Below are 23,999 nucleotides of genomic sequence, written 5' to 3'. Positions count from 1 at the left end.
GGGGCAGATGTGTAGGGTAAATTGATACAAATCATTAGATTGGCTAATTAGATAGCACGCTATCTGGCGTGTAAATGGCGAGAAACAAGCAGCATAGCCGCTTGTTGTCACTGGGTTTTTAGCTAAAACTAGTAGGAAACACTGTCGTCAGATTTAATTTCATAAGCCGGACTAATGCGCCCATGCAATACAGGGTTATCGCTTTCATCTTTGAGCTGTACGCCTGATAAACGCCGCTGGAAAGACTGCTCAAGCAGCCATGCCAATTTAAACGCCGCCTGTGGATAATCCAGCCCTTCGGGGCGAATATTAGAAATACAATTGCGCTCAGACTCCAAGCGTGCCGTATTCGGCCCCCATGTCATATAGATCCCAAGGCTATCCGGTGAAGACAGCCCCGGTCTTTCACCAATCAATATCGCCACAGCTTTGGCTTGCAGGCATTCACCCGCATCATCCCCTAGCGCCACTCGCGATTGGTGCGCCAACACAATCGGTGCCAAGGATAAACCGAGCGTGCGCAAGTAAGGCAACAGTGCGGCTATCAGTGGAACGGCTTGGCGATGGACGGCTTTGGATGACAATCCGTCGCCAATGACCAGCAGCAGATCCGCTTGTTTATCAGGCCATGCGCTCAACTGTGCGTGACTTTGCGCGGATAATTTTCGCCCTAAATCTGGGCGGCGCAGATAAGTTGAACGATCTGGTGCCGCACTGTTAACCGTCAAGGTGTGCAGCCCCAACGCCGCCAGTGGGCCAGCAAGCTCTTCATTCATAAAAGGTTGGTGGACGGCATCACGGGCTTGCGCATGTGCTAACCCAAATTTCAGCAATTCAGCGGTGGGCAAACTGTCCCCCGTGCGCCCGAGCGCGATACGTGCAGCGGTAAACTGCCGCAGAGCTTCCCACGGGTTACGATGCAGCAGGTCTATCTCACGGCGACTCATCAAAATACCTCCATATAGGGAAGCTGTTTCAGTAGCGGATGGTTAATCGCGGCATCCCGCAGTTGCCCCTGTGGATCCATGATGTTCATCTTCTCCAGCCAGCGACCAAACTCAGGCGCATGCTTCAAGCCCAGTAATTGGCGGATATAGAGCGCATCATGGAACGAGGTACTTTGATAATTAAGCATAATGTCGTCTGCCCCCGGAATGCCCATCATAAATGTCAGCCCTGCCGCGCCTAACAGAGTCAGCAAGGTGTCCATATCATCCTGATCGGCTTCGGCGTGGTTGGTGTAGCAAACATCGCACCCTAGTGGGACACCCAGCAATTTGCCGCAAAAATGATCCTCTAAACCGGCACGGATAATCTGCTTGCCGTCATATAAATATTCCGGCCCGATAAAGCCCACCACGGTATTGGTTAACAACGGTGAGAAGCGGCGGGCAATCGCATAAGCGCGCGCTTCACAGGTCTGTTGGTCAACGCCAAAATGCGCATTACCGGAGAGGCAACTGCCCTGACCGGTTTCGAAATACATCACATTGTCGCCTAAGGTGCCGCGTTTAAGGCTCAATGCGGCGAGCTGCGCTTCTTCCAGTAACGCGAGGTTGATACCGAATCCAGCATTGGCCGCTTCACTGCCCGCAATGGACTGAAACACCAAATCTACCGGCGCGCCACGCTCAATCAATTTCAGGGTATTGGTGACGTGCGTCAGGACACAGGACTGCGTGGGGATCTCAAAACGGCTGATCACATCGTCCAGCATGTAATTCAGTTTCTCCAGCAATGGCAAACTGTCACTGGCTGGATTGATACCAATAACCGCATCACCGCTGCCATACAGCAGGCCATCTAACATACTGGCGGCGATACCGGGCAAGCTGTCTGTGGGATGATTAGGCTGTAGCCGCACGCTCAAATGACCGGGCAGGCCAATGGTGTTACGAAATTGGGTGACGACACGGCATTTTTTCGCCACCAGAATCAAATCCTGATTCCGCATAATCTTGCTGACGGCTGCCGCCATTTCAGGGGTGATACCCGCACTCACTTGTGCCAAGGTTGCACTGTCTGTTCGCTCACTCAGCAGCCAATCACGAAAATCCCCGACGGTCAGATGGGCGATTGGCGTAAAAGCCTGCTGATCATGGCTATCAATAATCAGGCGTGTCACTTCATCCTGTTCATACGGAATCAGCATTTGCTGTAAAAATGTTTTGAGCGGCAAGTCGGCCAGCGCCATTCGGGCCGCCATGCGTTCCTCCGCAGTTTGCGCCGCCACACCCGCCAGATAATCCCCCGAACGGGCGGGGGAGGCTTTCGCCATCAAATCCCGCAGGTCACTAAAGTGATAGCGGCGATGGCTCAAAGTGGTCTGATACATAACACATCCCTTAGCTCAGCAGGCTGCCGGAGCAGCCTGAATCATCTATGACTTCTAGACCACGGTAGCGAAATTACTCCGCACCACTTAATTGCGGATCAAATGCCGCCGCAGCACGTGAACGGTGAGTCAGGCGGAAATAAACGTATCCAGCGAACATCATGGCGGCGAAAATCAGCGCCAGCACTGGGTTGTAATAGATCATCGCCACCAGACAAACCACGGCTAAAACCAATGCCAATGCAGGGGCAAACGGATAGAGCGGCGCAGAGAACGGACGCGATAAACGTGGCTCTGTTTGTCTCAGCTTAAATAGCGATAGCATTGAGGTGATATACATCACTATGGCACCAAATACCGACATGGTGACAATATTTGCCGTGAGTGGCATACCGCCAATCACTATCAATGAGTCAGAGAAAATCGCCGCAATCCCCACCACACCACCGGCCAGAATCGCCAAATGTGGGGTCCGAAAACGCCGATGAACCTTAGCCAGTGGTTTAGGCAAATAGCCTGCACGGGCCAAGGCAAAGATCTGGCGGGAATAGCCCATGATGATGCCGTGGAAAGAGGCAATCAGGCCGAATAGCCCCAACCAGACCAACATGTGCAGCCAGCCGCTGTCGCTGCCGACAATAATTTTCATCGCCTGCGGCAGTGGATCGTTAATATTGGACAGCGCCGTCCAATCCCCAACACCACCGGCAAACACCATCACACCGAGCGCCAGCACCACCAATGTCAAAATACCGCCAATAAAGGCGCGTGGGATGGTGCGCTGTGGATCTTTGGCTTCTTCAGCGGCCATTGATGCCCCCTCAATGGCGAGGAAGAACCAAATAGCAAAGGGTATCGCCGCAAAAATCCCGGATAAGGAACCGGCGCTAAAGGTATCAGACCCTGCCCAGCCGCCTTTCACAAAGTTGCTGACTTCAAAGCCCGGCGCGACCACGCCCATAAAGACCAGCAACTCAAAGATAGCCAATATCGTGACCAATAACTCAAAGGTCGCGGCAATACTAACCCCCAGAATATTGAGCGACATAAACACCAGATAGGCGCCAACAGCCACCCACTTAGGGTCAATGGCGGGGAACTGAACATTGATATAGGCACCAATCGCCATCGCAATGGCTGGCGGTGCAAAGACAAACTCGATTAAGGTCGCGAAACCCGCGATAAACCCGCCCGTGGGGCCAAAGGCGCGGTGAGCATAAGCAAATGGCCCGCCAGCATGAGGAATAGAAGTGGTTAACTCAGTAAAACTAAAGATAAACGCGGCATACATTGCAGCGACGCCTAAGGCGGTAAACAGGAACCCCAAGGTTCCCGCCTGCGCCCAACCGTAGCTCCAACCAAAATACTCGCCGGAGATCACCAACCCAACGGCAATCCCCCATAATTGAAAACTGCCTAACGTGCGTTTTAATTCCGGTGTGTGTTTCGCTTGTGACATACCTTATCCCTATCAAAGTCGTTTAACGGTCATCGTGCGGTCTAGAGATATAGCAATGTTTGTACCAAGTGCTTGGAACGCGCTAAGGCGTGGATAAATCCATAATTTTTGTAATGATAAAGAGGAGATTGGCGTAAGCGAGGCACTGATAGTGCGCGTTTCCCGCACTTTTTAGCGGCAACTGCACGAAGATGCGGCAAGGGGAAGGGTGGGATAAATGGCAAGGGCTGCTGGTCAATTTTGGAACAGCGAACGCAGGTAAAAACTCAAGCATCCGCGCCAAAGATGACGCGGACTGAGCTGTCTGAATTAATTATCCTGCTGTGGATCTTTCTCTACGGGTGGCTTGCGTGTTTTGGTCCATTCCCGCAACCGCTGTACATGTAAGTACAGCGCAGGAATAAACAAAATCCCCACGGCGGTAGCCATAAACATGCCACCAAACACGGTAATACCGATAATCTGGCGGCTCATCGCCCCCGCACCGCTCGCAAAGACCAGCGGCATCACGCCAAGGATAAAGGAGATTGCCGTCATCATCACCGCACGGAAGCGCTGTTTAGCGCCATCTTCGGCCGCCTCTGCAATACTTGCGCCCTCTTCTCGCCGTTGTTTAGAGAATTCGACAATTAAAATCGCATTCTTGGCTGCCAGCCCGATCAGGAGCACCAGCCCAATTTGCGCATAGACATCGTTGGCAAACCCCATGGCAGATAGACCCGCCACCGCCCCGCCTACGGCAAAGACCACCGATAAAATAACCACCAGTGGAATGCTCCAGCTTTCATATTGGGCGACTAAAAACAGGTAGGCAAAGACCAACGCCGCCAGATAAATCAACACCACCTGTCCACCGGTTTGTTGCTCCTGCCAAGACATCCCACTCCAACTGTAGCTATAGCCTTGCGGTAAGTTCTGCGCCAACAACGCTTCCATCGCCGCCATCGCTTGACCCGAACTGACCCCGTCCGCCGCCGATCCACTAATCGCGACCGAAGGGAACTGATTGAAATGACTAATAAATGGCGCACCGACGGAAGGCGTCAAAGTGACCAGATTCGCCAAACTGACTAATGCGCCATTATCACTGCGCACGTTCAAGCTATTGATCTGCGCGGTGCGCTGACGGAAATCCATATCATTTTGCAACTGCACGCGGAACATGCGGTTATTGAGGGTAAAGTCACCGGCATTCATCCCGCCCAATGAGGTTTGCAGCGTTTGGAAGATACGACTCACCGGCACTTGTAACAGCGCTGCACGGTCACGATCGATGCTCAAACTGATCTCCGGTACCGAGGCGCTGAACGTGGTGAATACGCGACTCAGTTTCGGGTCCTGATTGGCGGCAAAAATAACCCCCTGACTGACCTGCGCCAGTTCTTGCGGCGATTGCCCCAGCAACGCCTGAATCCGTAAATCAAAGCCAGACGCACTGCCCAAGCCAGCAATGGCAGGCGGGTTGAACGCCATGATCATCGCCGATGGAATAGCCGCTAAGTTAGCCTGAATACTGGCGAGCACGCGATCAATGTGCGGCCGCTGCCCCCAAGGTTTCAGCATCACAATGGCAAAACCGGCATTCGATGAGTTATTGCCGCTGAGCAAACTGAAACCGGTGATTTTTATCACGTCCTCAACGGCATCATTAGCGGTCACCTGTTGGTACATCTGATCCATTACCGCTTGAGTACGGTTTAGCGAGGCACCATCTGGTAGCTGTAAGCTAATAAAGAAATAGCCCTGATCTTCTTCCGGTAGGAATGAGGTTGGCAGGCGGGTATAGCCCCACCATGTCGCCAATCCCACTAATAACAGCGCGGCAATACTGAACACCGCACGGCGGCTAATACGGCCTGTCAACGAGACATAACCATCTCGGGCGCGATCTAACCCGCGGTTCATGCCGCCAAATACGCCGGTGGTCGATAGGGTGCGCCGTTTAAGCAATACCGCACACAGTGCAGGGCTGAGCGTTAAGGCGTTGATACTGGAGAGAATGACCGCCGCCGACAGTGTCACCGCAAATTGCCGATACAGCTCGCCAATGATGCCCGGCAAAATGGCGATGGGGACGAATACCGCCATCAATACCAGCGTGGTGGCAATGATCGGCCCCGCAATCTGGCTCATGGCCTGTTTGGTGGCTTGAGCGGGGGTCAGATTCGGGTCATTCGACAGCAACCGCTCGACGTTTTCCACCACCACAATGGCGTCATCCACCACAATGGTTAACGCCAGAATAATGGCGAATAGACTGAGGGTATTGGCCGAATAACCAAAGGCATACAACACAGCAAAGGTGCCGAGTAAGGAGACAGGGATCGTCAGCGCAACAATAAACGTCGCACGCATACTCTGCAAAAACAGGTACACCACCGCCAACACCACAATCAACGTTAGGGTCAGAGACAGGGCGATTTCATGCAGGGTCGCCGTCACCGGCAAGGTGGAGTCGTAGTTGATGTCATAGGCCAAGTCTGGCGGGAAGGATGCCGATAAACGCGCCATCTCATCACGCACGCCATTCGCCACATTCAGCGCGTTAGCACCCGGCACCGGATAGACCACTAAAAAGGCCGATTCGGTCTGGTTTTGTGCCGCACTCACCTGATAGTTCTGTGCGCCTAACGCCACGCGCGCGACATCCCCTAAGCGAATCATCCCGCCCTGAGGATTGCTGCGAATAATCACATTGGCAAATTCTTGTGGCTCCGTTAGTCGCCCTTGCCCGCTAATCGTCAGTGTCTGTTGTTGTCCGTCCATCGACGGCGATGAACCTATTTGCCCCGCTGCGGCCTGCACGTTTTGTTGTTGTAAAGCAGCAATAATGTCCTGCACGCTGACATTCAGCGACTCCATACGTTGCGGATTCAGCCACACGCGCATGCTGAAATCACGTGCGCCAAAGACCTGCACATCGCCGACACCATTAATACGCGCAATGGCATCACGTAACTGAATGCTGGTGTAGTTGCTGACAAACAGGGCGTCATGGGTCTGTTTCGGCGAAAAGACACTGACCCCCAACAGCAGATTTGAGGCCCGCTTGCGCACAGAAATGCCGTTTTCATTCACTTCCGCAGGCAGTTGGGCACTCACCTGAGAAATCCGGTTTTGTACCTCCACCGCCGCCATATCGGGGTCAGTGCCACTGGCAAACGTAATATTGAGCTGATAACTGCCGTTATTGGCGCTGGTGGACTCCATATACAGCATGTTGCTGACGCCATTGACCTGAGCTTCCAACGGGGAGGCGATGGCTTGGGCAACATCGCGGGCGCTCGCTCCCGGATAGACCGCACTGACAGACACCGCTGGCGGGGTGATATCAGGGTATTGCTCAACGGGGATCACATACAGTGACACCCAACCGACCAGCGTGATCACCAGTGCAATAACAATGGCGAACTTGGGGCGACGAATAAAGAAATGCAGCATCTGGCCTTCCCCTTAATCTGCGGTCAGCGGCGTAGCCACGGTGGCATTAACCGTCATTCCGGGGCGGACATGTTGTAGCCCAGCCACAATGACTCGCTCACCCACAGCCAAGCCCTCTTTGACTTCATATTGCTGATCAAACTGCTCGCCCAAGGTCACTGGCCGCACTTCAACCTGATCTTTATCGTTCACCACTAAGACAAAATGACCCTGCTTATTCTGTTGTAATGCCGCGATCGGTATCGCCATCACCGGTTTTGCTGTTTCGGCAGCCAATGACACATTCACCACCCCGCCAGGCAGTAACAAATGCCGTGGATTGGCAAAACGGGTGCGGATAGTCACGGTACCGGTCTGTTTATCGATTTGATTATCGACGGATTCAAAAACACCACTATCGGGATACTGTTTACCGTTGGCTAATTGAATGCGTGGCGTGAAATTGCCAAACGGCAGTGCTGCGTTAGCGGTAGCCACGCCCGCCGCTGATAGCTGATAGGTCGCGGTAATGTAATCTCGCTCATTGACCGCAATCGCCACACGAATGGGATCAAGCTGGACAATACTGACCAACGTGCCACTCGCGGGGTTAATCAGGCTGCCGACATTAAAACGGCTATGACCAATCTGGCCGGTGATCGGGGCGGTGATGTTGGTGAAACTGAGCTGTAGCTGTTGAATTTGCAAGTTAGCTTGCGCCTGCGCGACGGCTGCGCGGCTGATATCCCGCTGAGCCTGCGCTTCATCCACTTCTGCTTGGCTCACCGAACGGTTATTGCCTAGGCGCTGTAAACGCGTGAGAGTCACCTGCGCGTGGTTGGCGCTGGCAGTGGCGCTATCCAACTGTGCTTGAGCTTGAGTCACAGCGGCTTGATGCAAGGCGGGATCAATCTCATACAGCAACTCCCCCTGCTGAACCATCTGCCCTTCGGTAAATAATCGGCGAGCAATAAAACCTTCGGTGCGCGTTGTCACATCGACGGCTTGAATCGCCTCGACTCGCCCTAAATATTGCAGTGCGTTATCGGGCGTCGCGGCCGTGACGAGGGCCACCGTCACAGCCGGCAACGGCGCTTCAGCCGCCTGAGCAGGCAGGACGCCGGTACTCAGTAAAAGCGTGATCATCGAGGCAACCCAAACACGCCGCCAAGCTAATCGGGCGCGCGGTAGGTCGGTCATTATCCTGTTAAGAATGAATGTCAGTGTGGGCATGGTGGTGTCTTCCTTACTCTCGGCAGGATAATCAAATTAAGGGTGGTTTCGATAAAGCTTAGCGGGTTAAAAATAGCCTGATGCGACTTTAACGCCTAATGACAAAAATTCCTATTATGCTCTGAGGGTTACTCACCAAAAAATCAGAATGAGACACGTTGGAAATAGTTGGAAAAGAACTCCACGCACACCCTTAACTTGGCAGAGAAATAGAGTGGCGTTTGATACACCGCCCAGATATTGGCACTTTGCGCGTATTCCGGCATCACGCGCACCAATGCCCCCTTCTCGATTAAAGGTGCCACATCCCAGAGCGATCGCAGCATGATCCCACGCCCATTTAACGCCCACTGCAAAATGATCTCCCCACTATTTGAAGAGAGATGCCCCGAGATTTTGACCGATTTTCGCCCTTCCTTACCTTCTAGCTCCCACACACCCACGGTTTGATCCCGTTCTTGGGTAAATAAGCAGTCATGCTGTTGCAGCTCATGTAGTGTGGTCGGTGTTCCCTGACGCGCTAAATATTCAGGAGAGGCGCAAATGATGCGTTGATTCTTCGTAAGCATACGGCTGATATAGCTCTCTGAAATGTCATCGTTGACCCGAATATCCAGATCAATTTGATCCTTAATCAAATCTATTTGCTTATCAAACAGTTCAAAATGAATTTGCAGGTCAGGATAACGCGCCATTAACTCAATAATGGCCGGTGCAATGTAGTTACGGCCAAAACCAAAGCTGCACCCGATCCGGACTTTGCCCGAAGGCTGCTCTTTTATCTGCGCCACTTCATTTTTCAGCACGGTTAATCGCTCCAGAATATCCAGTGCTGATTGGTAGGTTAGTGTGCCGCTCTCCGTTAATACCACGCCCCGCGAAGAACGATGCAATAACTTTGCGCCGAGCTGTAATTCCAATTGTTGAATGCGCTTGGTCACGAACGCAGGCGTTTGCCCTAGGCTTTCAGCAGCCACCAAAAAACTACCGCTGTTAACGACAGCGATTAACACCTGAAGATCTTTCGGTAAGGGATAGTGATCGAGACTCATTACGCTATTCCTGAATTAAAATATACCTATGACACTCTAACGCTTTCTCACAGATCATCGCTAATTAATATCCCTAAAAATTTGAGGTGTATAACGGCGGTGATATTGATTGGCATTCTTTGGTTGTTTTTGTGTTGTTTATTTGTTGCCTAATGAAGCCAATGTGTAATTTATCTATTTGCTACCAAACAGAGATATAGGGTTAAGCCACGCCATATAAAGGAAAAAAGAGAATTAACGTTTTGTTAATTGAACAATCACACTTCAAAATCGAAATAAACCCTATTTTTTGTGGTAGTTTGTTTTCACTACCGGTAGCACGATAAGAAAATAAATAAAGCACATCTTTATTTCGTCATTATTTAATGGCATCTACGCCATTATTTATGCTGGAGGTAATTTCATGAGCATAATTGAGCAAAGTGATTCAGTGACTAAACTGACGGATATCATCGCGAATTTTACCGCAATGATATCCACTCGCATGCCCGACGATGTTGTTGACAAATTAAAGCAACTTCGTGAGTTAGAAAATGAAGGTATGGCCAAGATTATTTACCATACCATGTTCGATAATATGGAAAAGGCCATCGCGCTTAATCGCCCTGCTTGTCAGGATACGGGCGAAATAATGTTTTATGTCAAAGTAGGAGCTAAATTCCCATTATTAGGTGAATTACAAAGCATTCTAAAATCAGCCGTTCAACAAGCCACCGTCAAAGCGCCCTTACGACATAATGCCGTCGAAATATTTGATGAGGTCAATACGGGCAATAATACCGGTAGCGGTGTGCCTTGGGTCACTTGGGATATTATCCCCGATAACACGAGCGCAGAAATTGAAGTTTATATGGCTGGCGGCGGCTGTACGCTTCCCGGCCGTTCTAAAGTGCTGATGCCCTCTGAGGGCTATGAAGGCGTGGTGAAATTCGTGTTTGAGAATATCTCCACGCTGGCGGTAAATGCCTGCCCGCCCGTTTTGGTGGGTGTCGGCATCGCGACCTCGGTAGAAACCGCCGCCGTCTTATCACGTAAGGCCGTGTTACGCCCTATAGGTAGCCATCACCCCAACCCGATTGCCGCCGATTTAGAACGCCGCCTAGAAGAGGGACTCAATAAGCTCGGCATTGGCCCACAAGGGCTGACAGGCAAGGCATCGGTGATGGGCGTGCATATTGAATCTGCGGCGCGTCATCCGTCTACCATCGGTGTTGCGGTCTCGACCGGTTGTTGGGCACATCGGCGTGGCACACTGCTGGTACATCAGGATCTCACCTTCGAAAGTATCTCTCATACCAGAGGGGACCAATTATGAAAAAAGTATTAACGACCCCGATTAAAGATGAAGATTTGGTGGATATCAAAGCTGGCGATGTTATTTATCTTAATGGCACTTTAGTGACCTGCCGTGATGTTTGTCACCGTCGTTTAATTGAATTAAAACGTGAGATCCCTTTCGATTTAAGAGGCAAAGCTATTTTCCATGCCGGGCCCATCGTCAAAAAGAATGGGGATAAATGGGAAATGATCTCCATTGGCCCCACCACCAGCATGCGCATGGAAAGTTTTGAAAAAGAATTTATTGAGCAGACTGGGGTTAAATTAATTGTGGGCAAAGGTGGCATGGGGCCAAATACCGAGGAAGGCTGCAAAACACATAAAGCCTTACACACGATATTCCCTGCCGGTTGTGCCGTATTAGCCGCTACACAAGTGGAAGAAATAGAGGAAGTTCATTGGACCGAACTGGGGATGCCTGAATCTCTCTGGGTGTGCAGAGTGAAAAACTTTGGGCCGCTGATCGTTTCTATTGATACCCACGGTAATAACCTCATCGAAACCAATAAGAAAATGTTTGCCGAGAAACGCGATGCTATTGTCGATGAGATCTGCGAACACGTTCATTATATTAAATAATAATAAGCAGGAGGGTGACTAGCCCTCCCTTATTGATAATAAGGATATGACGATGGCAAAGTTAAATTTGTCATGGCGATTATTGGCTCCCATTATGGTGGCTATTATTATCGCTTTATTTCCTTCACCCAGTGGATTACCCGAACACGCCTGGTTATATTTCGCCATTTTCTTTGGTGTGATTGTTGGTTTGATATTAGAGCCAGCGCCAGGCGCAGTCGTCGCCATGACCGGTCTCGCCATTATTGGCGTGCTCTCACCTTGGCTGCTTTATAGTCCAGAGCAATTAGCAGAACCCGGTTTTAAATATACGTCTAAAGCACTTTCTTGGGTGGTATCCGGTTTTTCAAACTCCGTGATATGGCTGATATTCGCGGCGTTCATGTTTGGCACCGGCTACGAAAAAACTGGCTTGGGCCGCCGTATCGCCTTGTTATTAGTCAAGAAAATGGGGCATAAAACCCTGTTTCTCGGCTATGCGATCATGTTTTCCGAATTACTATTAGCCCCCGTGACCCCCTCTAACTCCGCGCGAGGGGCGGGAATTATCTACCCGATTATCCGTAACCTCCCCCCGCTTTACGACTCACAACCTAATACACCGGGCATACGCAAGATTGGTTCCTACATTATGTGGATGGGCATCAGCGCGGATTGTGTCACGAGCTCGATATTTTTGACCGCAATGGCCCCCAACTTACTGTTAGTAGGTTTACTCAAGTCATCGACAGATGTTGCGCTCACTTGGGGGACTTGGTTTATCGGGATGCTACCACTGAGTATCTTACTGATCATTCTGGTGCCATGGCTCACCTACGTGCTTTATCCGCCAGAAATTAAGCAAGGTAATCAAGTGCCTGAATGGGCGACCAAAGAACTGGAGATCATGGGGCCACTGTGTCGACGTGAGAAAATCATGTTAGTGCTGATGATTGCCGCGCTGGTGTTATGGATCTTTGGTTCTGACTTTATTGATGCCGCCATGGTCGGCTATTCTGTGGTCGCATTAATGTTGCTCACGAAAGTCATCACTTGGGATGATATTATCAGCAACAAAGCGGCATGGAGTGTGTTCTTCTGGTTAGCATCGCTGATTGCACTCGCCACTGGGTTAAACCAAACGGGCTTTATTTCTTGGTTCGGCCACCATATCGCGGACAGTCTGTCCGGCTTCTCCCCGACCGCCATTATGATTCTGCTGGTAACCCTGTTTTACGGTTTGCGCTATTTCTTCGCCAGTGCAACCGCTTATACCTCTGCATTAGCGCCCATGATGCTGGCCGCCGCCTTTGTGATTCCTGAAATACCGCTGGTGACATTTAGCTTAATGATCGGGGCGGCAATTGGGCTAAGCAGTATTACGACGCCTTACGCAACGGGTCCAAGCCCCATTTATTATGGTAGCGGCTATTTGCCGACCGCTGATTATTGGCGTTTAGGCGCTATTTTTGGCGTGCTATTTTTGGTGCTACTCCTGCTAACCGGATTAATCTGGATGCCATTAGTTATCTAACGTTCCAGCCTGCCTTGCTTAATCACAGCAACGGCAGGCTCCCTTCCCAGTACTCCCTTCTGAATTTTCCCCAGACAAACCGATCATATTGGCATCATATTAACCGTGTAAAAGTATAGGCTTTTTCCTATTTCTACTATTTTTTGCTGAAAAAAACAGCATGTAGGTATCAAATTATCCTAAGCTCAAATTATAAGTACGCGGAATTATGTTAGTTTGTATTGCCTCAGAGTCACCGCTTCCTGCTGATTAAACCCATTTTTTATAAAATAAAAGATCAGCCCGAACTTCGTCAGTGCTAAGGGAATTAACCATGACAGACTCCAAGCCGCCAGAAAAGCGGATAAAAGGGGACAATGTTTTCTTTGCGAAACAGACTCTACAGGCTATGGCGTTGCTCGTTGGGGCAATCATCATTATTGCCGCCGTAGGTATTATCTACATCGGCGCACAATTAAATGAGCAAGCACAATCGCAAAGCCGTTTTTTGGTCGAGAAAGCCTGGCAAATGCGCCAAGACGCGATCAAAGTCCGAATGAAAGATAATGCTTTTTGGGGCGATGCTTACGAGCATCTGCATGTCAAAGTGGACCCGGAGTGGGCCTATGTTAGCCAAAATCTAGGGCCATCACTTTATAACGATTTTCGTTATGAAGGTGTTTTCGTGGTTGATGGTCAGGGAAAAACCCGCTATTCCGTCATCAAAGGGCAGTTGAGCGATACGAGTTTGCTCAATTGGCTCGGCCAAGATATTAGCCCTATCATTGATGTCGCGCGCCAGCGGGCAGGACAACAATTTATCGCCACTGAAACACTTGAAATAGCAGGACAACCTGCTGTTGTGGCCGCCGCTGCATTAACCACTGGCAATGATCCGCGGATTAAATCCATTGCGGGCGCACCTTCCGTGTTAGTTTTTATCGACCTTTTGACGCCAGCCGAATTGAGTGCCTTAGGCGAAGATTACGGCATTCATGATTTGCGGATGCCTCGCGATGAAAAAGATGCGACGGCTGGGCCGTCATTGCTATTAGCGTCGAATGATAACAGCGCGCTCAGGTTGTACTGGAACCAAACGATGCCGGGCGTGCAGTTGCTCAATATTTTACTGCCGCTGTTGGCCTTAGTGGCACTGATTCTTGGGCTAGCGGGCTGGTTGGTGCTGCGGCGAGCGATGTCCGAGGCGAAAATCGCTGATATCAACAAAGCCGCATTAATCGCCAGTGAAGAACGTTTCCGTCATGTCGCTGAAGCGGCGACTGATTGGTTATGGGAAACAGACGCCAATTTGCGTATCACTTATTTATCCCAGCGCTTTTTAACGATTACCGGATTAAGCGTGGAGCATTGGTTAGGGCGCAACCTCGATTCACTGCTCAATTGCGACATCATTCCGTTACGTTCTTGGCTACAACATACCCATCTGACTGATTCCCGTAACGAGCTGCAATGTACCTATTTCTCTGCCCAAGGTGAGAAACGAGTCTGTCGTATTTACGCCAAACCCATCATCAATGACGGCGAAACTATTGGTTTTCGTGGCACCGCCTCTGATATCACGCGTGAGATAGAAGCACAAGAACGCATTCAGCACCTTTCATTGCATGATGCGCTGACAGGGCTACCAAACCGCCTACGAATGAAAGAGTTTTTAGAGAGTAAGCTCAGAAATCTGGCTGCTGCGCCGCATCCGCTGGTGATTCTCAATGTGGATTTAGATAAATTCAAACCGGTCAACGATACCTTCGGCCATATCGCCGGCGATCAAGTGCTGCACCAAGTTTCAGAACGGCTGAGAAGCTGTTTGCGCGATCAGGATCTAGTGGCCCGTCAAGGGGGCGACGAATTCGTGCTGATCATTAGCGGCCTTTCTTCGATGAAAGAAATTGAGCAACTCTGCGCCCGCGTGATTGCCCGCATCGAAAGCCCTTACAACATCAATGATCAGGATATTTATATCAGTGCCAGCATTGGTATTGCGCTGGCACCGCAGGATTCCATGCAAGCCGAAGAGTTATTGCGCTTCGCCGATATCGCCATGTATGAGGCGAAAAACAGTGGTAGCAGTCATTGGAGTTTTTACTCCAGTGAAATGAATGACCGCCTGATGCAACGCAGTGAGCTAGAGCGTTTCTTGCGCCAAGCCGTCAAACACAATGAATTCAGCTTGTATTACCAGCCACGTTACCGCATTGAAGGCACGCAACTGACTGGTGCTGAGGCGTTGGTGCGCTGGAACCACCCCGTATTGGGCCTGCTGATGCCGGATCAATTTATTGCCTTGGCAGAAGAGACCGGTTTGATTACATCCATCAGTGACTGGACTATGTTGCAAGCCTGTCAGGATGCTTCCACATGGCCTTCATCGCTGATTGTTTCCGTCAATATTTCTGCGATTGAATTTAGAAGCCAGCGCCTGATCGAGCGGGTACGGCAAGTGTTGTTGCTGACAGGGCTGCCTAGCCATCGGCTGGAATTGGAAATCACCGAGCGCATCATGATTGAAGATGCCGACGGTGCCTTTAAGACCATGACCGCCTTGAAAGCACTGGGCGTGCGCCTCTCGATGGATGATTTTGGCACCGGTTATTCATCATTAAATTATCTACGCCGTTTCCCGTTTGATGGGCTGAAAATTGATAAGAGCTTTATTGATGAGTTGGCGCAATCACATGAGGGGCAGTCGATTGTTGAGGGCATCATTAACCTTGGCCATGCGCTCTCCATGACCGTCACCGCAGAAGGGGTTGAAACCGCAGAACAACTCAGTTACTTACAAAAACTGATGTGTGATGAAGTGCAGGGTTATTTATTGGGTAAACCCATGAAGTTACATGATCTCTCGGTACTGATTCGCCATGCGCAATACGATTAACCGCCCCCCTTTTAGCCTCGATGTCGGTCACCCATCGAGGCTAAAGAGTGAGGGTATTTTCAAGGGGCAGGCTGGCTTTTCGCCCTGAAATTAATGATGTCGTAGACCAGATTATCGATAGTACTTTTCACTTCATCGGCAGTGATCGGCGCGTTACTGTTACTGATCTCTTTGCCATAGGCTTTACGTACCACCACAATGACCGGTTTACCGGTATTGGAATCAATCACCTGTACTTCTAGATACAGCGCGGTATTTTGCGCGCGATTACCGGTAGCCGCCATGGTGCCAGCAATCACCGCACCTATCGGTATCATTTCATACACTTCTAAATCTCTATCTTCAGCGGCGACAGCCGTAATCGCTGCACGAACCACTAAGGTATTTCGTCTCTTCGGTGAATGGACTAAGGGTAATTGCTTGCTCACCGCGTCTTTAAGCCTTTTATTCGCGTACGCCAATATTTGATCTAAGGTTTTCTGGCTGACTCGAGCGCTCGGGGTTGGGCCGGGGAAATAAATTAACGGGGTATAATATACGCCGGTATATTCTTTGATATTGAAATCAGGCGAGATCCAGCGCAACACCTTCTGGCCACTTGCTGATTCCGTTTCTTTTAATTTGCTGTAATCCCCCAGAAAACCTGAGAATTGTGCGCTTGTAGTAACTTTAGAGGCGCATCCTGCCATGAATATCCCAATGACTAACAGCGCCGCTATTTTATAACGCTTCAGAATGGTCATCGTATTTTCCTATCGATTAATTAGGTGACTAAGAAATAGGTATTCAGAAAAAGACTGGGAAAATAAATAATGAGAGTGCTCACAATTTAAGCGTAAACCATGGCAACGTATTTGCTGAATATATAATCAAAGCCGTCGCCCATCAGGGTCAATGATAAAGGTGGGATTGCCAACAACCTCGATGACTCGATCTGAATCGGAGAGGACAGGCAGAAGAGTAAAGCGTCCGCGCCAAGGATGGCGCGGCTCGAGCCTACAAGGATGTATTCACGGCGTCTTTACGATCTGCCTGTCCTCTCCGCCGCTGGCACTTTACCCAGTGAGGAAATACGCTAAATCAGTTATCCCCGCAGAGGCTGCTTAAATAATTTCAATTAAAGCCATTACGATGACTCGACAACCTCTCGAGCCGCGGCAATCAGTGCCTGCCCCAAGGCTAATCCACCGTCACCGGCAGGCAACCGTTGCGGCATCAATAACTGATAATCGCTCAACTGCGCGCTAAGTAACTCCCGCAGTAATGAGTTATGCAGCACGCCCCCCGAAAAGGCCATCGTATTAATGCCAAATCGTTGCGCAGCTTGACGCGCCAAAGCGGCAAAACCTTGCGCCAGTGCGACGTGGAAGGCGTAGGCCCGATCCGCTGGTGGGGCATCATAGGCTAACCATTGTTGCCAAAACGTGGCTAAATCCAACTGCCAACATGTCGCTAACCCCTGCTGAATTTCATGCAGTGGCATCGTCACTGGCGGCGCGGTTTGCTGGCTTTGTCTTGCCAAGGCTTCCAGCAAGCAAGCTGCTTCCCCCTCCCAACTCATCGACGAGGGCACAATATCGAGCGCCGCAGCCACCGCATCAAATAACCGCCCCGCCGAAGACGCTAACGGGGCATTAATTCCCCGCTCAATGGCGCGCGCCAATACCGCTCCTTGCGGCTGGGGGATGACCGCTGCCTCGGGTAACTGCTGCCACAGGGGAACAAAACGTTGCCACTGTGCCAACAAGTTACGCCACGGCTGGCGAGATGCCAGATCTCCACCGGGCAATGCGACTGCCGGCAAACCGCCCACGTATTCGCAGCTTGAATAATCCACCCGCAAACACTCACCGCCCCACAGTTGCCCCTCAGCGCCGTAACCTAACCCATCCAGCGCCAGTCCAATCACCGCGCCACCATCCCGTGGCCAACCGTGTTCCGCCAGACAGGCGACTAGATGCGCATGATGATGTAGCACAGCGACGCAGGGAATGTCTCGTTGTGCCGCCCACTGTATGCCCACCTGATGACTGACATAAGCGGGGTGCGCATCGACCACCACTACCTGCGGCGTAAAATGGTAAATCTGACCAAACAGCGCCAAAAGCTGTTGCTGCTGTTGCGCGATATCGCTATCCGCTAAATCCCCCAAGTGTTGACTCAATACGGCCGTTTGGCCTCGCAGCAGACAGAAGGTGTTTTTCATGTCTGCGCCCAGCGCCAAAATAGCGGGTTGCTGGTCAAATCCCGGCGGTAATGCAAAGGCATCCGGCACGTAACCCCGCGCACGACGCAGCATTTCAGCCCCTTGGCGGGTGAATCGCACCAGTGAATCATCGGCCCGCTGGACAATTTGCCGATTATGCAGCAGCCAATGATCCGCGATATCACCCAATGCGCTCAAGGCTTGTTCATTACTGAGTGCAGGAGGCTTGCCGCTGCCGTTACCGGAGGTCATCACCAACGGGCGGCCCACTTGTTGCAGCAGTAAATGTTGCAGCGGATTGGCAGGGAGCATCACGCCAATTTCAGGCAAGTTCGGTGCGATGCCCTCACAGAGCGGGCTAGCAGGTTGTTTGGTGACTAACACGATCGGGGCTGCCGGACTGCGTAGCAAGCGGAGCACACCTTCTTCATCACAGCTTTGCACGCATTGCGCCAGCCAGTCGGTGCTGGGTAACATCACCGCCAACGGCTTGGAAGGCCGCTGTTTACGCTGCCTTAATCGGGCCACCGCCGTGGCATTGGTGGCATCGACTGCCAGATGAAATCCGCCCAACCCTTTGATAGCCACAATATCGCCTGCCAACAGCGCTTGCGCCGCCTGCTCTATGGCGTTGAAGTCGCGTGTCACGGCTTGCCCATCGTCCCCCGTCAGCCATAACCGTGGGCCGCACTGTGCACAGGCATTGGGTTGAGCATGAAAGCGACGATCGGCTGGATGGTCATATTCCGCCTGACACGCGGCGCATAGCGGGAACTCCCCCATCGCGGTATCAGGGCGGTCGTAGGGCATACGGTGGATAATGGTGAAGCGTGGGCCACAGTGGGTGCAGTTGATAAAGGGGTAACGATATCGGCGGTCAGTGGGATCGTTCATTTCACCCAGACAGGCATCACAGGTCGCCGCATCCGGTACGATTTGAGTGTCCATCTGCCCCGCGCCACTGTGATGAATCACAAAATCCTGCGGCGGTTGCGCCCAGTGATACGGGGTGGAGGCAATACTGTCGATGTGCGCTAACGGCGGGCAATCTTGCGCCAGCGCACGCAAAAAATCAGCGACTGCGGGGGTTTGCCACAAATGCACCGTCACCCCTGCGCTGTCGTTACTGACATCCCCCTGTAGCGCGAAACGATGAGCAAGCTGCCAAATGTAGGGCCGAAACCCGACCCCTTGCACCTTACCTTTTATTCGTAGGCAAAGACCGTTCTCATCCACAAAACCCCCTCTTTCCTCGATACTCTCCCACCGCCTGTGCAACGCCACCGCCTGCGCAACATTAGGCACACAAGGGATCAGCAGATACGTGGCAACGGTTCATCTAATGGCAAATCCAACCGGCGCGATACGCCGAATGCACCACATAAGCGGACTTGCTGGCGTTCGGTGACCTGCCCGATCACCGCCGCATCTTGGCCCAAAGGATGGCTACGTAATGCCGCTAATACCGCCTCTTGCGCCTCGGGGGAAACCACCAGTACCAACTTACCTTCGTTGGCAAAGTTAAGCGCATCTAACCCCAACAGTTCGCAAATCCCACGCACCGCAGGTTTTAACGGGAGATCGGGTTCGTTGATTTCCATGCCGCAACCGCTGGCCGCAGCAAATTCGTGCAAGATAGCGGTGACGCCGCCGCGCGTTGCATCACGTAGTGCTCGAACACCGGCAATCGCGCGCAGAGGAGCAATCAGGGGGGCCAATAAGGCGCAATCACTGATAAGCTCCGCCTCCAAACCCAAGCCTTCGCGCAGGTTCAGGATGGTCGCACCATGATCGCCTAATGTGCCACTGACAATGATCCGATCGCCCGCTCTGATCATCGCGGTGCCCCACTGGATCGCGGCGGGGATCACGCCGATACCGGTGGTGTTGATAAAGATCTTATCCGCCGCGCCACGTTGCACCACTTTGGTATCCCCCGTGACAATCTGTATGCCAGCTTGCTGCGCAGTCGCCGCCATCGACTGTACAATGCGCTCAAGGCTCGCCATCGGCAGCCCTTCCTCGAGAATAAAGCCGCAGGAGAGATAGCGTGGCGTCGCACCACTGACCGCCACGTCATTGGCGGTGCCACAAACCGCCAGTTTGCCGATGTCACCGCCGGGGAAGAAGATAGGATCGATAACATAACTGTCCGTCGATATCGCCAACCGATCCCCTTGGGCAACCAGATCCGCCAGCGCAATGCGCGCCTGATCTTCCCGCTCATTCAGCGCGGGGTTAGAAAATGCCGCTAGAAACAGCGATTCAATCAAGCTCTGCATTGCTCGCCCACCACTGCCATGGGCCAACGTAATTTCTTTGTTATTCATTCTGTTATTGCCTGCTTCATTGATTTTAATCACCACTATTTTTCGTTCAGAGCCCCGCGAGGCGACTGCACCGATGGGCGCTCCGACGGCTCACGCCGTTACGACCCATTCGGCGCATTTCCTCGCCGACTAGCTTGGTCATCATGCTGATAGTGAAAGTTATCGATATTGATAGTAAGCAGAGCACGCCCCTTCCGAGGACACCATCAACGCCCCAAAGGCATTCTCTGGCGTACAGTCGCGGCCAAATAACGGGCATTGGTCAGGCTTGCAGCGCCCTGTTAGCACATCACCACATCGAGAGCGTGGATCATCGGCGACTCGCTGTTGTTGCGGCTTGAAGCGTAATTCTGCGTCGAAAGCGTGATAAGCGGGGCTCAGTTCCACACCGGAATCGGCTATTTCGCCCAATCCGCGCCATTCACTGCTGGCTTTGGCGGTAAATACCTCGGCCAGCGCTTGCTGCGCCAGCATGTTGCCGCTGTCGGGTACGATGCGCCGATACTGGTTTTCAACCTCACAGCGCCCACTCACCTTTTGCTCCAGCAGCATCACCAGCCCTTGCAAGATATCCAGCGGCTCGAAGCCCGTCACCACCAGCGGCTTATCAAATTGATCGCAAATAAAAGCGTAAGGTGTGGTGCCAATCACCATGCTGACATGGCCGGGTGCCAGAAAACCGTCGATGCACACATCCGGTTGCTGTAGCAGGCTGCGCAGGGTGGGAATAATAGTAATGTGCTGGCAGAACAGGCTGAAATTAGTCAGCCCGAGCCGTTTGGCTTGTTGCAGCGTGAGGGCGCTGGCGGGCATGGTGGTTTCAAAGCCAAGGCCGAAAAACACCACTTCTCGCTCCGGGTTTTGCTGCGCGAGCGTCAGGGCATCCAGTGGTGAGTACACCACGCGAATATCTGCGCCGCACCGTTTGGCATCCAGCATCGAGCCATTGCGCCCTGGGACACGCATCGCGTCACCGTAGGTGCAGAAAATCACTTCAGGGTGAGCGGCGATTTCAAGGCAACTGTCGATTCGCCCCATCGGTAACACACAAACAGGGCAGCCCGGCCCATGGACAAATTCTAGCCCATCGGGCAGCAGTTGATCCAAGCCAAACTTAAAGATCGCATGAGTATGGCCGCCACACACTTCCATGATCTGCAACGGCATTCCCTGCCTATCCGGCAGTTGCGGCATCAAGTGTTCAATGCGCGCCAGTAAGGCGTTCACCAGTACCGGATCACGGAATTCATCAACGTAGCGCATCGTTGGCCCCGCTTGCCCGTTCGTCCAGATCCAGCCCGACGGCTTCCATGTGTTCAAGCGCGGCTAGTGTCTGCTGGGCTTCCTCTTCATCAAGCAAGCTCATAGCAAACCCCACATGCACCAACACCCATTGCCCCAATAAGGCCGCAGGTGATTCATCACAGACTAAGGCGATATTGATTTCGCGTTTTACGCCACTCACTTCGACCCAAGCCAACTGGTGAATATCGTCACCGACGGCCACAATTTTGCCGGGTACGCCTAAGCACATCGCTGCGCCTCCAGCCATTCCAGCCACAAATCCATGCCCTCGCCGCTACTGGCCGACAGCGCAATCACCTGAATGTCCGGATTGACCTGACGGGCATAGGCGATGCATTGCTCGATATCGAAATCCAAATAGGGCAGCAAATCGATTTTATTGATAATCATCAGGGTGGATGCGGCAAACATATGGGGGTATTTCAGTGGCTTGTCTTCGCCTTCGGTCACTGAGAGCACCGCCACTTTATGGCGTTCACCCAGATCAAAGCTGGCAGGGCAAACCAGATTGCCGACGTTTTCAATAAACAGCAGGCTGTCATGGTTCAGACCCAAGCGGTGGGCGGCATCATGCACCATCTGAGCATCCAAATGGCAGCCTTTACCGGTATTCACCTGAATCGCCGGTACGCCGGTGGCCCGAATACGTTCCGCATCGTGGGTAGTCTGCTGATCACCTTCAATCACCGCACAAGGTACTTGCCCTGCTAACCGTTGCAAAGTGGTGGTCAACAACGTGGTTTTACCGGAACCGGGGCTAGAGACCAGATTCAGCGCCAGAATATGCTGCTCATCAAAGTGGTCGCGGTTATGGCTGGCTAAATGGTTATTCTTGCTCAGAACATCTTGCTCAATTTGTAGCAACCGACGTTGCCCCATGCCGGGGGCATGGCTACCGGCTTCACCCTGCCCATAGTGTAATCCCTGCTGATCATCATGGACTTGCGGCGTAAAAGGTTCAGCGGTGGGCGCATCGGTGTCTTCAGGTTCTGGGGCCATCTGCGGTTCTGGTGCTTTGCCGTGGTAGTGATGATGGACATCACCTTGATGGTAATAGTAATGATGATGCACGATGACCGGCTGCGTGCCTTTGGCGACATATTTGTGCTGATGTTTATGCTGAATATGGGGCGCTAGCGCGTGGCTATCATGGTCGTGATGGTCATGGTCGTGATGGCCATGATGTTCGTCGCTGCCGTGATGAGCGTGGTGGTGATGGTCATCGTCATGGTGGTGACTGTGATGGTGATGATCGTGATGATGGTCATGGTGGTGATCATCGTGATGATGATTGCTGTGATGATGATTGTCGTCGCCCTCGATCCTTTTCTCACCGCTGGCGCAACCACAAGTCGTACACATAGGAATTCACTCCTTCAGGATTATTCCACTTCTATCTGTTTTACCTGCAAATTGTTGCCACTCTCTACTTGCAGAGCATGGCTGCCGCAATGCGGGCACCCGGCGTCGTGCCGTTTAATTTCTACGCTAGCGCTACATGTCCAACACCACGCCATGGCGGGTAAATAGCTAAGATGCAATTGGCAATCAGCGGCCAATGTTTGGCGGCTGGCGGCATCAAAACTGAACCGCAAAGCACTCTCTTCGATGCAGGACAGTGCGCCAATCTCCAACCAAACGGCCGTTATCCGTTTCGCGCCGTGACGTTGCGCCTGCTGTTCGATGAGCTCCAGCGTGCTGAGGCATAAGCTGATTTCATGCATGCTGACTCTTTATTTTTCGATGGCCTGTTATTGGGCTAATGTTTTTATTAGGCTAACGTTTTATTGCGCTAACGGATTTTTCGGCTCAGTGGCTATTTTGCTAAACAGCGCTCGTCGCCGTGGATTAGCAGGGCCATCAGCATCCACAACCGGCAGTGAGAGCGCCATCCGCGCACTTTGCTCGGCTAATTGCACCGCCCGCTCCGCACTGAGTGTCGTCTCAAGTGGCGACATCAGTGAGCGGCTCAGATATTGGCCGCACCCCGCCACTTCACTGACAGTAAAACCAATGCTGCCACAAGGCAGTGAAAGCATCAGTCGCTCGCCAATCACTCGCCGCTGCCAGCGTTGCTCTGGCCCCGGTAACACCACGAGACTCATCATCCACGGCGTCAGGATCACGCCGACCCATTGCTGCTCAAACAACTGAAAACCACAGGCCCGCAAGGGAATGTGGTCACGATAAAACGGCAAGCCGCACATTTCATCGTCGGCGATCTGAGCAAAAACACGTTCCAGTAATGCCGCTGGATTATGCTGATGCCCCTCAACGCCTTGTTCTTCAGCCCCTTGTACGCTGATCCCTTGTGAGCTATCACAAGTTGCGTCAGACATGGTGCTCCTCCCGTG

The 23,999-nt window shown here is 52.0% G+C and carries 18 protein-coding genes; 4 read left to right on the top strand and 14 right to left on the bottom strand.

What is annotated here, in order from left to right:
• Positions 1–128: 128 nt before the first annotated feature.
• The 6 genes from eutC to ttdR all read right to left on the bottom strand — a co-directional run bounded on the left by eutC (position 129) and on the right by ttdR (position 9,499).
• On the bottom strand, positions 129–947 hold the full coding sequence (eutC, locus tag BN68_RS18140) for an ethanolamine ammonia-lyase subunit EutC (protein ID WP_019212605.1): 819 nt from the start codon (positions 945–947) through the stop codon (positions 129–131).
• Complete coding sequence (locus tag BN68_RS18135; protein WP_019212604.1) at positions 947–2,335, bottom strand: ethanolamine ammonia-lyase subunit EutB; 1,389 nt, start codon at positions 2,333–2,335, stop codon at positions 947–949. Before BN68_RS18135 ends, eutC begins: the two co-directional genes overlap by 1 nt.
• Positions 2,336–2,408: 73 nt before the next feature.
• Positions 2,409–3,794: an ethanolamine permease gene (gene eat / locus BN68_RS18130; RefSeq protein WP_019212603.1), complete on the bottom strand. Its 1,386-nt coding sequence runs from the start codon at positions 3,792–3,794 to the stop codon at positions 2,409–2,411.
• Positions 3,795–4,103: 309 nt separating this feature from the next.
• Complete coding sequence (locus BN68_RS18125; protein ID WP_019212601.1) at positions 4,104–7,235, bottom strand: efflux RND transporter permease subunit; 3,132 nt, start codon at positions 7,233–7,235, stop codon at positions 4,104–4,106.
• Between the two features lie 12 nt (positions 7,236–7,247).
• Positions 7,248–8,360, bottom strand: coding sequence for an efflux RND transporter periplasmic adaptor subunit (locus tag BN68_RS18120; RefSeq protein WP_231294045.1), 1,113 nt, complete (start codon positions 8,358–8,360; stop codon positions 7,248–7,250).
• A gap of 230 nt (positions 8,361–8,590) precedes the next feature.
• A complete protein-coding gene (gene ttdR, locus BN68_RS18115) occupies positions 8,591–9,499 on the bottom strand; it encodes an L-tartrate utilization transcriptional activator TtdR (RefSeq protein WP_019212599.1) in 909 nt (302 codons plus the stop codon).
• Positions 9,500–9,902: 403 nt separating this feature from the next.
• Between ttdR and ttdA the strand changes: the two genes are divergently transcribed.
• The 4 genes from ttdA (at position 9,903) to BN68_RS18095 (ending at position 15,804) form a co-directional block, all read left to right on the top strand.
• Positions 9,903–10,814 carry a L(+)-tartrate dehydratase subunit alpha gene (ttdA, locus tag BN68_RS18110; protein WP_019212598.1) on the top strand — a complete coding sequence of 304 codons (912 nt, stop codon included), beginning with the start codon at positions 9,903–9,905 and terminating at the stop codon, positions 10,812–10,814.
• Positions 10,811–11,416: a L(+)-tartrate dehydratase subunit beta gene (ttdB, locus tag BN68_RS18105; RefSeq protein ID WP_019212597.1), complete on the top strand. Its 606-nt coding sequence runs from the start codon at positions 10,811–10,813 to the stop codon at positions 11,414–11,416. Before ttdA ends, ttdB begins: the two co-directional genes overlap by 4 nt.
• Positions 11,417–11,468: 52 nt before the next feature.
• Positions 11,469–12,929, top strand: coding sequence for an anion permease (locus BN68_RS18100; protein WP_042806933.1), 1,461 nt, complete (start codon positions 11,469–11,471; stop codon positions 12,927–12,929).
• Between the two features lie 313 nt (positions 12,930–13,242).
• Positions 13,243–15,804: a bifunctional diguanylate cyclase/phosphodiesterase gene (locus tag BN68_RS18095; protein WP_019212595.1), complete on the top strand. Its 2,562-nt coding sequence runs from the start codon at positions 13,243–13,245 to the stop codon at positions 15,802–15,804.
• A 59-nt stretch (positions 15,805–15,863) separates the two neighbouring features.
• Here BN68_RS18095 and BN68_RS18090 read toward each other — a convergent pair whose 3' ends face one another.
• The 8 genes from BN68_RS18090 to hybE form a co-directional block, all read right to left on the bottom strand.
• On the bottom strand, positions 15,864–16,547 hold the full coding sequence (locus tag BN68_RS18090; RefSeq protein WP_019212594.1) for a DUF3313 domain-containing protein: 684 nt from the start codon (positions 16,545–16,547) through the stop codon (positions 15,864–15,866).
• A gap of 383 nt (positions 16,548–16,930) precedes the next feature.
• A complete protein-coding gene (gene hypF, locus BN68_RS18085) occupies positions 16,931–19,246 on the bottom strand; it encodes a carbamoyltransferase HypF (RefSeq protein WP_019212593.1) in 2,316 nt (771 codons plus the stop codon).
• Between the two features lie 77 nt (positions 19,247–19,323).
• Positions 19,324–20,340, bottom strand: a complete 1,017-nt coding sequence (gene hypE, locus BN68_RS18080; protein WP_019212592.1) for a hydrogenase expression/formation protein HypE — start codon at positions 20,338–20,340, stop codon at positions 19,324–19,326.
• 159 nt (positions 20,341–20,499) lie between these two features.
• Positions 20,500–21,603: a hydrogenase formation protein HypD gene (hypD, locus tag BN68_RS18075; RefSeq protein ID WP_019212591.1), complete on the bottom strand. Its 1,104-nt coding sequence runs from the start codon at positions 21,601–21,603 to the stop codon at positions 20,500–20,502.
• Positions 21,590–21,874, bottom strand: a complete 285-nt coding sequence (hybG, locus tag BN68_RS18070) for a hydrogenase maturation factor HybG (protein ID WP_019212590.1) — start codon at positions 21,872–21,874, stop codon at positions 21,590–21,592. Before hybG ends, hypD begins: the two co-directional genes overlap by 14 nt.
• The gene (gene hypB / locus BN68_RS18065) at positions 21,865–23,007 is read right to left on the bottom strand and encodes a hydrogenase nickel incorporation protein HypB (protein ID WP_042806932.1); all 1,143 of its coding nucleotides are present in this window, start codon (positions 23,005–23,007) and stop codon (positions 21,865–21,867) included. Before hypB ends, hybG begins: the two co-directional genes overlap by 10 nt.
• 20 nt (positions 23,008–23,027) lie before the next feature.
• The gene (gene hypA / locus BN68_RS18060; RefSeq protein ID WP_019212586.1) at positions 23,028–23,369 is read right to left on the bottom strand and encodes a hydrogenase maturation nickel metallochaperone HypA; all 342 of its coding nucleotides are present in this window, start codon (positions 23,367–23,369) and stop codon (positions 23,028–23,030) included.
• A 60-nt stretch (positions 23,370–23,429) separates the two neighbouring features.
• Positions 23,430–23,984, bottom strand: coding sequence for a hydrogenase-2 assembly chaperone (hybE, locus tag BN68_RS18055; protein WP_019212585.1), 555 nt, complete (start codon positions 23,982–23,984; stop codon positions 23,430–23,432).
• Between the last annotated feature and the right edge of the window lie 15 nt (positions 23,985–23,999).

It is taken from the genome of Yersinia massiliensis CCUG 53443 (assembly GCF_000312485.1).
Taxonomy (GTDB): Bacteria; Pseudomonadota; Gammaproteobacteria; order Enterobacterales; family Enterobacteriaceae; genus Yersinia; species Yersinia massiliensis.
This window is presented reverse-complemented; position numbering and strand designations above follow the sequence as displayed.